Below are 11,614 nucleotides of genomic sequence, written 5' to 3' on the forward strand. Positions count from 1 at the left end.
CTTTAACTCCATCGTGAAGCGCGGGGACCTCATCGCGGAGCTGGACACTTCCATCTATGCCGCAAAGGTGAAGGCTGCCGAAGGCGAGCTGGTCGGTGCCAAGGCCAGCGCCATGTGGAAGCGGCAGAACCTCGCCCGCAAGAAAGAGCTGCTCCCCCTGCGAGGAGTCATGGCGCTGGATGTGGAGCAGGCCGTGGCCGAGCTGGGGCAGGCGGAGGCCACCGTGACCATACGCGAGGCCGCGCTCGACCAGGCCAGGACAGACCTCGGCTACTGCAGCATCACCGCGCCGGTGGACGGCATCGTGGTCTCACGGAAGGTGGACGCAGGCCAGACGGTCGTCGCGGCGATGAACACGCCGGTGCTCTTCACCCTCGCCCAGGACATCAAAAAAATGCGCATCAACGCCACCGTCTCCGAGGCCGACATCGGCCGGGTGAAGATGGGACAGAAGGTGGACTTCACCGTGGACGCCTTCCCTGATGATGTGTTCGACGGCCAGGTGGTGCAGGTGCGCATCTCCCCCACGACGAAGGAGAATGTGGTGACGTATGAAACGCTCATCGACTTGGAAAACCCGGAGCAGCGGCTGTTCCCCGGCATGACGGCGGACGTTTCCATCCTGACGGCTGAGAAAAGCGGTGTGCTGAAAGTGCCGAACACCGCACTGCGCTTCACACCGCCGGAAGGCAGCAAGGTCACCGGTGCCACTGACGCAAAGCTGCAGCGCAGGCAGCAGATGGTCTATGTGCTGGAAGGCGCGGACAAGGAGCAGACGCTGCGCGCCGTCATCGTCACCACCGGCATCACTGACAACAGCGAGACGGAGGTGCTTGACGGGCTGCAGGCCGGCGCACGCGTGGTGACGGCTTCGCTGGGCGGTGCCAAAGAAAGCGGGGACGGGCCGCCACCCTCTATCTAGCCATGAGCCCGCCCCTCATTGAGTTGCAGAACATCGAGAAGGTCTACCGCACGGGAGATGTGGAGGTGCGTGCAGTAAACGGGGTCAGCCTGCAAATCGAGCGTGGGGAGTTCGTGGCCATCATGGGCTCCAGCGGCTCGGGCAAGTCCACGCTCATGAACATGCTTGGCTGCCTGGACCAGCCCACCGCAGGCAGCTACCTGCTGGACGGCGTGGACGTGGCAAAGCTGGGCCGTGCCGAGATCTCCCGCCTGCGCAACCAGAAGCTCGGCTTTGTCTTCCAGAGCTTCAACCTGCTGTCACGCACCACGGCGTGTGAAAACGTGGAACTGCCGCTCTTCTACACCAGCCCTCATGTGCCGCTGCGGGAGCGCCGCCAGCGTGCGATCGAGGCGCTTGAAAAGGTGGGCCTGGGCGCACGCCTCTACAACCACCCGAACCAGCTCTCCGGTGGCCAGCAGCAGCGCGTCGCCATCGCCCGCGCCCTGGTCAACCAGCCCGAGCTCGTGCTGGCGGATGAGCCTACCGGCAACCTGGACACGCGCACCAGCATCGAAGTCATGGGCCTGTTTCAAACGCTGAACGACGCCGGCATCACCGTGGTGATGGTGACGCACGAGCTGGACATCGCCGCGTACTGCAAACGCATCATCGTCATGCGCGACGGCAAGATCATCCGTGATGAGCCCAGCACCCAGCGCATCTTTGCCGGCGACCAGCGTGCCGCGCTGGATGCGTCCGAACAACACGCCAGCCTCTCCTGACCACCATGCTGCACACGCTCACATCGCCGCTGCTGCGTGCAGGCCTCACCGCCATGATCGCCTTCCGCGCGCTGCGGCGGAACAAGCTGCGCAGCATCCTGACCGCGCTGGGCATCATCATCGGCGTGGCCTCCGTGGTCTCCATCATGGCACTGGGGCGCGGCACGCAGCGGCGCATCCAGGACCAGGTCTCCTCCCTCGGCTCAAACCTGCTCATCGTGTTCTCCAAAAGCCGGCGGACGAATGCTGCCGCCGCTGGCAGCGGGGACTCCAGCAACCTGACGCTGGAGGACGTGGAGGCCATCCGCCGCGAAGTGCGCAGCGTCAAGGCCGTGAGCCCGGAGGTGACTCTCACCGCGCAGGCCGTCGCCGCCGGGCGAAACTGGAGCACGACCATCGCCGGAGAGTCACCGGGCTACCTGCGCATCCGTGACTGGCCGCTGACGCGCGGCAGCATGTTTACAGAGCGGGAGGTACGCAGCGCGGCGCGCGTGGCCGTCATTGGCTCGCGCACGGCACGGGAGCTCTTTGGCCCGCTGGACCCCGTGGGGCAGACCGTGCGCATCAAGAACATGCCCTTCACCATCATCGGCCAGCTTGAAAGCAAGGGCGCTGGCATGGGCGGTGCCAATCAGGACGACCGCATCGTCATTCCCTACACCACGGCCATGCGGCGCCTCACCGGCGACAAGTATCCGCGCCTCGTCACACTGCAGATCAGCAGTGACGGGCTCATGAGCGCCGCGCAGGAGCAAGTCACCGCCCTGCTGCGCCAGCGCCACCATCTGGCAGCCGGGCGCAAGAACGACTTCGACATCGTGAACCAGAAGGAGATCGCGGACACCGTGAACAGCATCACCAGCACTCTGACGTACCTGCTCGGCGGCATCGCGGGGCTGTCGCTTCTAGTCGGCGGCATCGGCATCATGAACATCATGCTCGTCAGCGTTACGGAGCGTACGCGGGAGATCGGCACCCGCATCGCTGTCGGTGCGCAACCGCGGGATATTTTGCTGCAGTTTCTCATCGAATCCATCACCCTGAGCCTGCTCGGCGGAGCCATCGGCGTGGCGCTCGGTTACGGAGCCAGTGCCGCCGCCAGCATGATCCCGAACTTCCACCCCTCCGTCTCGCTTGGCAGCGTGGTCGTGGCCTTCGGCATCAGCTTCATCGTGGGGGTGTTCTTCGGCTTCTACCCCGCCCGCAAGGCCGCCAACATGAACCCCATCGCGGCGCTTCGATTTGAGTAATTTTGGCCTCCACGGAACACTTCGTGGAAAGCCCCACCTTGAATGCTGGACAAGCGTTTCCCCATGGGAGCCAGCCAGCACCCCACGAAAGTGAGGTGCTGCAAATAGTGAAAACCGCGTTTATTCAGCGTTTATAACGCAAGACCATGAAACGCCGCTCCTTCCTCACCTCCGCCGCCGCCTTTGGCGCGGCACCGTTGTTTGCGAACAACACGCCCGTCCACATGCCAAAGGGCAAGGCGGAGCATTGCATCTTCATCTGGTTGGGCGGTGGCATGGCGCAGATCGACACCTTTGACCCGAAGAAGCTCGGCAACAACACCGACAAGACCAAGGTGGCCGGCTCACTCTACAAGGCTATCGACACGACCGTCCCCGGCGTGCAGGTGACCGAGCACCTCAGCCAGACGGCCAAGGTCATGGAGCATGTGACGGTGATGCGCACGGTGAATCATCACGTCATCGACGAACACGCATTCGCCACGAACATCGTCCACACCGGACGCATGATTTCCGGCAATGTGGTGTATCCCAGCATCGGCTCCATCATCGCGCATGAGCGCGGTGCCGTGGGTGGCGAGGTGCCGCCGTACATCCTCATCGGTTATCCGAATGTCAGCCGTGGCCCAGGCTTCCTGGGAGCGAAGGCCGGCTACGTCTATCTCACCGACACCAACACCGGCCCCGCCGGCTTTTCGCGTCCAGATTTCGTCGACGAAAAACGCGCACTGACCCGTGAGCAGTTGCTCGCGCCTCTCATGGCCCGTGCGCCGAAGGAATCCGCCATTGCCGATTACAAGACCGCTCAAGAGCAGGCGCTCAGCCTCTCCGGCCCGCAGTTCATGCGGCATTTCAATCTGAAGGAAGAACTCGCCGCACTGCGCAATGCCTACGGTGGTGAATTCGGCCAGCGCTGCCTGCTCTCCCGCCGCCTTGTGCAGGCGGGCGTGCGTTTCATCGAGGTTTCACACAACCTCAACTTCATGAACGGCACTGGCTGGGACATTCACAACGAAGGCTACAAAAACCAGCACCTCCTCATCCAGGAACTCGACACCGCCCTCGCTGCACTCATCCGCGATCTGAAGGACAAGAAGCTCCTCGACAAGACACTCATCGTCGTCGGCACCGAGTTCGGTCGCCCACCAGAGTTCGATGGACGCGGTGGTCGCGGCCACCAAGGCACCACCTTCTCCATGGTTCTCGCCGGTGGCGGACTGAACCACTGCGGCGCGTATGGCGTCAGCGATGAACTGTCTAAAAAGCCCGTCGAGAATCCCGTCCCGCTCGTTGATTTCCACGCAACGGTTCACGCTGCGATGGGCATTGATCCGAGCAAGGAGCTCATGGATGGCACTCGTCCGGTGCCGATCACGGATGGTGGGAAGCCGGTGGCGGCGTTGTTTGGGTGAGCTGGGCGAGGTATCGTCTTCGATCCTGACCGCCTAAAGGCGGGACCATGGAACAGCGCTGGGCTGTGCCGCGCAACCCTGCATGTGTAACGCAGTTGCAAAGATAAACGCGCGTTCATTTGCGCTTTACCCGTCTGTTTAGAGACGGGGGATTTCCCATGCTGAAGGCAATCAACACCTGCCGACAGCCATGAAGCCTCCCCGCTCCTCCCTCCGTTCCCTTGTCATTGCAGCAGCACTCTCTGCCGCCTCCTTCTCAGTCGTCCATGCCGAGGGCATCGGTGTAGATCCACCCTACACGGATTTTGATCCGCATAGTTTGCTGCTGGGCAGAACGGTCGCGGCGCGTGTCTGGGATGACATGCAGGCCCGCAAGAACGCCGTCGTTCCCGTCACGCTGGGTGCGTGGCATTGGTGGCGGATTCCTACCGGTGGCCCTGGTGCCAGCGGTTACGGCTCCCCCACCCTGCCCGGCACGTATTACTACTACCTGTTGCTCGATCCTTCATGGGCCACCGGCGGCAAATTCGTGCAAAGCGTGGGCCTGCATGCCGACATCCGCTTGCGTGAGAAGAATGCGTTTCGCAATGCCATGGATTCGACCTTCTGGCCTTTTGAGATGTATGCATGGGCCAGCACCACAGCAGGCGTGTTCAAAATTGGTCAGATTCGCCGCAAGTTTGGACTCGAATGGGACGGCAGCTTCTATGGCAACGTGCTCTATTACGACGGCTTCATGCTCAACTCCGACTTCGGTGTGTCCTGGGAACGCACGTTTTGGATCAAGCCCAAGTTCAGCCTGGAATCCCACGCGCAGTTCTTCTTCCGCGAGGATGGTATCAGCCCTGGGCTCACGGGTGCTGATACGGAAAGCACTAGCGCCTTTCGCCTGCAAAATCAGGCCGTGGTGCGGGTGGCGCCCACCTGGTGGTTCAGCCCCACCTCCAGTCTCGCTCTGGGGCTTTCTGCCTCTATTGGCCAGGTCAAAGCGCAGAGTGCCGGATTCCATGATCACGCGCTCACGGTCTGGGGCATCGACCTCGCCTACACACGCGGCAGGTTCAAAACCTTCGCCGAGGTGTTGCAGCGCAACGGGGCAGTCACCCCTGAGCGCTATGTTTCAGGGGGCATGAGCACGCGCACTACGGACTTCATCGTCGGTGCGAGCTACGTCACCGGTCCGGTCACGTGGCGGGTCGCCTACTCGGCGGGTTATGATTCCAATCCCGGCGGCAGGCAGTACATGTTCGTGCCCGGCATCACCATCGCAATGACCAAGAACATTGACCTCTACCTGGAATACGTGAAGTGGAGCACCCAGGCGAGTGGCAGCAGCGCGGTGACGTATGAGAATGGATTCCAGGTGGCGATGAATTGGCGGTTTTGATTGTACCGATCTCTTGCACAATGAATGCGAAGCCCCGACCGCTGACTCCGTATGATGATGCACATGAAATCCACCACGCTGCTCTGCGCTCTTGCGCTTTCCACCACACTCCCTTTTTCTCATGCGGCTGATGACGACGGCTTCATGCCCATGTTCAACGGCAAAGACCTCAGCGGCTGGGTGAATGCGAACTGCGCACCTGAGACATGGAGCATTAAAGACGGCGTCATTCGCTGCACAGGCATTCCTACTGGCGCGATGCGCACCGAGAAGCAGTACGAGAACTTCATCCTGGAGTGCGAGTGGCGACACCTCACCAGCGGCGGCAACTCCGGCGTCTTCATCTGGGGCAGCCCCATCTCCGCGCCGGGCGTTCCCTTCCTGCGAGGAATCGAGGTTCAGGTGCTCGACCAAGGCTACATGAAGCACGCCGACCCCACGAAGCCGCGCTGGTTCACCACGCATGGCGATGTCTTCCCCATCCACGGCGCCACCATGGAGCCGCATGGCGAGCACAGCGGCCAGCGCAGCTTTCCCAGCGAGGAACGCAGCAAGCTCTCGCCCGAATGGAACCACTACCGCATCACCGGCAACAACGGCACTCTCACTCTAGCCGTGAATGGCAAGGTCGTCAGTGGCGGTGACAAATGCTTCTGGCGCAAAGGCTACCTCGCCCTCGAATCTGAAGGCGCACCCGTCGAATTCCGCAATGTGCGCATCAAAGAACTCCCCTCCACCGGAGCCACCGACGCCGACTCCGCCCCGCTGGATCAAGGCTGGAAGCATCTCTACAACGGCCTCGACCTCCGTGGCTGGAAAGTCGCCGCAGGAAACGAAGCCCGCTGGAAGCCCTCCAATTGGAATCTCAAACTCGAAGCCACCGACGGCCAGGAATCCACGCCTCTGTGGAGCGAAGCTGAAATCACCAACGGCGAATTCATCGCCGACTTCCAGCTCCTCAAATCCGCCAACCTCAACACTCCCTGCACCGGCTTCTATGTCCGTGGGCAAACCAGCCCCGCCGTCCTCATCGGCACCGGCAGGGCTCCAATCGTCTTTGGCCCGGACAAAGTGAAACTCGGCAAATGGTACCGTCTCCGTCTCAAACTTGACGGAACGAAAGCCACCGCCACGCTGACTGAAACACAGGAGGCCAATCCGCAAACCCTGGAAGCCACGCTCGAAGGCCCAGCGAAAGGCCCCGTGGGCATCGCGGATTTTGGCACTCCTATGACGTTCGCGAATTTCTTTGTGCGGAAATGATTGAAAGTACGATGGACACTCCTGTCCGTCGATCAGCGCGCCCTCCGCACCCGACGGCCAAGGATTATCCTTCGCACCTCGCCGGAGTGCAGAAAGCGCTTCCATCTCACATCCCCAGCGCCCGCACTAAAAACGCCCACTCGTCCGCCGTCTTCTCAATCGTCTTGTTCAGTGCCGTGCCAGCGCCATGACCCGCGCTGGTTTCAATGCGGATCAGCGTTGGCGACCCATCCTTCGCCTGACACTCCTGCAGCCGCGCGCCAAACTTAAAGCTGTGCGCAGGGACCACGCGGTCATCATGATCGCTCGTTAGCACGAGCGTGGCCGGATACCGTGTGCCGGGCTTGAGATTGTGGTAGGGGGAGTATTTCAGCAGCGCTCCGAACTCCGCAGGGTTTTCCACGCTGCCGTAGTCACTCTTCCAACCCCAGCCGATGGTGAATTTCTCGAAGCGCAGCATGTCGAGTACACCCACCGCAGGCAGAGCTGCGGCGTAGAGTTCGGGGCGCTGTGTCATGCAAGCACCAACGAGCAGCCCCCCGTTGCTGCCGCCTTGTATCGCGAGCTTGGCGCTGGTGGTGTATTTGTGCGCGATGAGCCACTCGGCGGCGGCGATGAAATCGTCGAAGACGTTTTGTTTGCCAAGCTTGATGCCGGCCTGATGCCACGCGCGGCCATACTCGCCACCACCACGGAGGTTCGGCATGGCAAAGACGCCGCCCATCTCCAACCATACGGCGCGTGAGACGGAGAAGCCGGGAGTGAGGTTGATGTTGAAGCCGCCGTAGCCGTAAAGCAGCGTTGGATTTGAGCCGTCGAGCTTTAGTCCCTTTTTGTGAACGATGAACATCGGCACTTTGGTGCCATCCTTGCTGTGAAAAAACACCTGCTGCGTCTCAAACGCGGAGCCATCGAAGTCCACCTGCGGTTTCCGCCATAGCTTGCTCTCGCCGGTTTTCAAATCCATGCGGTAGATGGCGCCCGGTTCGGTGAATCCTGTGAAGGTGTAGAAGGTGGTGGTGTCGTGGCGATGCCCGCCAAAGCCACCCGCACTGCCGATGCCGGGAAGTTTCACGTCGCGGATGAGCTTGCCTTCGAGATCAAAGCATTTCACTTCCGTCTTCGCATCGCGCAGATATTCGCAGAACATCTGCCCGCCCACCGTGCTGACGCCTTCCAGAAGCACCTTCGGCACCTCGGGCACCACGATGCGCCAGCTGCCACGTTCCGGCTTGCTCACGTCGATGGCGATGACCTGGAAGCACGGCGCATTCAGATCTGTGCGGAAGTAAAAGACCGGGCCTTCATTGTCGATGAAGTCATAGCGTGCATCGTTGTCCTTGAGCAGTTCCACCACAGGGCCACCACCGGAGATCTTCTGGTAAAACACGCGGTTCTTCGGCTCAGTGCCGAGCCAGACCTGAATGACGAGATACTCCCCGTCCTCCGTGACGCCGCCGCCAAAGCCCCATTTCGGCTCGTCCTTGCGCTCGTAGATGAGTTGGTCCTCGCTCTGAGGTTTGCCCAGCGGGTGGAAATAGAGTTTGTGAAATTCGTTCTTCGCCGTGAGCGCCGCGCCGGCCTTCGGCTCATCGTAGCGTGAGTAGTAGAAGCCGCTGCCGTCCTTCCGCCACGACACGCCGCTGAACTTCACCCACTTCACCACATCGTCCAGATCGCGCCCAGTGGCGATGTCTCGCACGCGGAGGGTCGTCCAGTCGCTCCCGGCCTCCGAGATGCCGTAAGCGATGAGTTTGCCATCTTCCGTCGGCGCATAATCAGACAATGACGTCGTGCCATCCTTGGACATCGCATTCGGATCCAGCAGCACTTTCGCCTTCTCTTCCAGCGACTCCGCCGTCATCAGCACCGCCTGATTCTGCAGGCCCGAATTGTGAGTAAAGAACCACCGACCGCCGTGCTCAAACGGCTGTCCCATGCGCTCATAGTTCCACAGCTTCTGCAGCCGTGTCTTGATCTCCTCGCGGCGCGGCAGTTTTTCCAGATACTCAAAAGTCACCTCATTCTGGGCCTTCACCCAGGCCTTGGTCTCGTCCGAGTTGTCATCCTCCAGCCAGCGATAAGGGTCGGCGATCTTCACGCCATGATGCGTGTCCACCACGTCCTCCTTGCGCGTCTGGGGATAGGTCAAAACTTCGGCGGTGAGAGTGGCGGTGGTCATGAGGAGCAGATATGCGGCACGCATGGCGGCATCCTGCCTGTCATTTCAAACTTTGCATTTTCCAATTCTCATTTTGCAATCCTACCCGCCCCCGCCACGCTCATTGCACATCTTTCCAGCCACCATGCCCATCTCTCCTGATCAATACGAAAAGCTCGGCACTTTCTACCTCGGTCGTGAATACGATCTCGCCTCCAAGCAGGTCAAAGACGACCTCATACTGTATGACTCGAAGGATCTGGTGACGCACGGCGTCGTGCTCGGCATGACGGGCAGCGGCAAGACCGGCCTGTGCCTCTCCCTGCTGGAAGAAGCGGCGATGGATGGCGTGCCGGTCATCGCGATTGATCCCAAAGGCGACATCGGCAATGCACTGCTCACCTTCCCCAATCTCACGCCTGAGGAGTTTCGCCCATGGATCAATGAAGATGAGGCACGGCGCAAAGGGCAGTCACCGGATGATTACGCGGCGGCGCAATCCGCGCTGTGGCAGAAGGGACTGGGCGACTGGGGGCAAAGCGCCGACCGCGTCAAGAAACTGCGTTCGACGGTGGACATGGCGATCTACACGCCGGGCAGCAATGCAGGACTGCCCGTGTCCATTCTCAGCTCGCTGAACTGCCCGCCTGCGGAGGTGATGGATGATGCCGAAGCGCTCGGCGACCGCATCGAAAGCACCGTGTCCTCCATGCTCGGGCTGCTTAACGTCAATGCCGATCCCATCCAGTCGCCAGAGCACATCCTGCTCAGCAACATCGTCGCATTTTGCTGGAAGAAGGGGCAGAACATCACGCTGGAAAATCTCGTGCGCCAGATCCAGCAGCCGCCGATTCGCAAAGTCGGCGTGGTGGATCTCGACAGCTTCATGCCTGAGGCCAAGCGCACCGCACTGGCAATGAAGCTGAACAACCTGCTGGCCTCTCCCGGCTTCAGCACTTGGCTGGAAGGCGAGGCGCTCGATATCCAGCGCATGTACTACACGCCTGAGGGCAAACCTCGCATCACCATCTTCTGCATCGCCCATCTGAGCGACACCGAGCGAATGTTCTTCGTTTCGCTGCTGATGAACCAGCTTCTTGGCTGGATGCGCACGCAGCAGGGCACCACCTCGCTGCGTTCCATCTTCTACATGGATGAGATCTACGGTTACCTGCCCCCGACGGCGATGCCGCCTTCGAAGAAGCCGCTCATGATTCTGCTCAAGCAGGCGCGTGCGTTTGGCCTCGGCATCCTGCTGGCCACGCAAAACCCTGCGGACCTCGACTACAAGGCGCTGGCAAACATCGGCACCTGGTGGCTCGGACGGCTGCAAACGGAGCGCGACAAGATGCGTGTCCTCGAAGGACTCGAGGGCGCAGCCAACACCGCAGGTGGCAAGTTTGACCGCCAGCTCATGGAGCAGACGCTGGCCGGACTGGGCAACCGTGTCTTCCTCATGAACAACGTGCATGAAGACCATCCCGTCGTCTTCAACGTGCGCTGGCTGATGAGCTACCTGAGCGGCCCGCTTTCACGTCCACAGATCAAAGCGCTCATGGACCCGATCCGCCCGCAGGCTGGAGCCAAGACTGCCGCAGCCGAAGATGACGGCTTCGCGCCTCCCGGCGGCAGCAGTCCCGCTGCCACCGACCGCAACACCCTGCGCCCAAAGCTGCCGGACGGCGCAACCGAACTATTCCAGCCGAGCGACGACGACGGCGAACGCATCACCTACACTCCGGCCATCCTGCGCAGCGCGACAGTCATGTTTGATGATGCAAAGCGGAAGATCAGCGGCCGCAGCATCATCACGCTTGTGAATGAAATCGACATCGAGAAGCAGAAGGTGCTGTGGGACAAGTTTGTCGATGTGCCGAAGGACGACGATCTCTCCAAGTATGAAAGCGAACCGAAGGAGAACGCCGCCTATGCCGACCTGCCGGGCCCCGCGCTGAAAACGACGACCTACACCAGCATCAAAAAAGACTTCACCGAGTGGGTATTTGCCAATCACAGTCTTGAACTCTTCTTCTCACCGCTTCTAGAAGTATATTCCAACCCCGGCGAGAAGCAGGACGAGTTCAAGGTGCGCATCACACAAACAACCCGCGAGCAACGTGACGCTGCCATCGAGGAACTGCGCAGCAAAACCGCGAAGACGATGAAGGCGCTGCAGGACAAGGCCGAGAAAGCCGCCAGCAAGGTGGATGTGCAGCAGGCCCAATCGAGCGGCGCCAAACTAAGCGCCGCCGTTGAGATCGGCGGCAGCATTCTCGGCGCCATCTTCGGCCGCAAGACCAGCCTCGTCAAAGCCAGCACCATCAGCAGCGCCTCCCGCGCCTGGAAGGAAGGCGTAGATGTCAAAGCCGCCCAGAGTGAATTGGATTCCCTCAAAGCCGACATGGCGGAGTTGGAAAAGCAGATCGCCGACGAAACGCAGAAGATCCGCGATCAG

At 61.0% G+C, this 11,614-nt stretch carries 8 protein-coding genes; 7 read left to right on the forward strand and 1 reads right to left on the reverse strand.

Features of this window, described 5'->3' with window-relative positions; all coding sequences use genetic code 11:
- The 6 genes from ACIREA_RS16085 to ACIREA_RS16110 all read left to right on the forward strand — a co-directional run.
- A partial coding sequence (locus ACIREA_RS16085; RefSeq protein WP_397383313.1) for an efflux RND transporter periplasmic adaptor subunit occupies positions 1-922 on the forward strand: 922 nt, incomplete at its 5' end.
- 2 nt (positions 923-924) lie between these two features.
- Positions 925-1,686, forward strand: a complete 762-nt coding sequence (locus ACIREA_RS16090) for an ABC transporter ATP-binding protein (protein WP_397383314.1) — start codon at positions 925-927, stop codon at positions 1,684-1,686.
- 5 nt (positions 1,687-1,691) lie between these two features.
- Positions 1,692-2,936, forward strand: coding sequence for an ABC transporter permease (locus tag ACIREA_RS16095; protein WP_397383315.1), 1,245 nt, complete (start codon positions 1,692-1,694; stop codon positions 2,934-2,936).
- 146 nt (positions 2,937-3,082) lie between these two features.
- Entirely contained in the window at positions 3,083-4,348 is a 1,266-nt protein-coding gene (locus ACIREA_RS16100; protein ID WP_397383316.1) for a DUF1501 domain-containing protein, read from the forward strand.
- Between the two features lie 190 nt (positions 4,349-4,538).
- A complete protein-coding gene (locus tag ACIREA_RS16105; protein ID WP_397383317.1) occupies positions 4,539-5,735 on the forward strand; it encodes a hypothetical protein in 1,197 nt (398 codons plus the stop codon).
- A gap of 63 nt (positions 5,736-5,798) precedes the next feature.
- Complete coding sequence (locus tag ACIREA_RS16110) at positions 5,799-6,998, forward strand: DUF1080 domain-containing protein (protein WP_397383318.1); 1,200 nt, start codon at positions 5,799-5,801, stop codon at positions 6,996-6,998.
- A 106-nt stretch (positions 6,999-7,104) separates the two neighbouring features.
- Here the strand turns inward: ACIREA_RS16110 and ACIREA_RS16115 are convergent, their stop codons facing one another.
- On the reverse strand, positions 7,105-9,180 hold the full coding sequence (locus tag ACIREA_RS16115; protein WP_397383319.1) for a prolyl oligopeptidase family protein: 2,076 nt from the start codon (positions 9,178-9,180) through the stop codon (positions 7,105-7,107).
- Positions 9,181-9,304: 124 nt separating this feature from the next.
- On the opposite strand from ACIREA_RS16115, the gene ACIREA_RS16120 reads away from it, so the two are divergent.
- Positions 9,305-11,614: ATP-binding protein (locus tag ACIREA_RS16120; RefSeq protein WP_397383320.1), on the forward strand; the 2,310-nt coding region annotated here is incomplete at its 3' end.

The sequence above is a fragment of the Prosthecobacter sp. genome (assembly GCF_044373815.1).
In the GTDB taxonomy this organism is placed as follows: Bacteria; Verrucomicrobiota; Verrucomicrobiia; order Verrucomicrobiales; family Verrucomicrobiaceae; genus Prosthecobacter.

Bases quoted from the DNA above. Each gene is read 5' to 3' on its own strand.
- ACIREA_RS16105 (WP_397383317.1), top strand. From the start codon at position 4,539: ATGAAGCCTCCCCGCTCCTCCCTCCGTTCCCTTGTCATTGCAGCAGCA.
- ACIREA_RS16090 (WP_397383314.1), top strand. From the start codon at position 925: ATGAGCCCGCCCCTCATTGAGTTGCAGAACATCGAGAAGGTCTACCGC.
- ACIREA_RS16095 (WP_397383315.1), top strand. From the start codon at position 1,692: ATGCTGCACACGCTCACATCGCCGCTGCTGCGTGCAGGCCTCACCGCC.
- ACIREA_RS16100 (WP_397383316.1), top strand. From the start codon at position 3,083: ATGAAACGCCGCTCCTTCCTCACCTCCGCCGCCGCCTTTGGCGCGGCA.
- ACIREA_RS16115 (WP_397383319.1), bottom strand. From the start codon at position 9,180: ATGACCACCGCCACTCTCACCGCCGAAGTTTTGACCTATCCCCAGACG.
- ACIREA_RS16110 (WP_397383318.1), top strand. From the start codon at position 5,799: ATGAAATCCACCACGCTGCTCTGCGCTCTTGCGCTTTCCACCACACTC.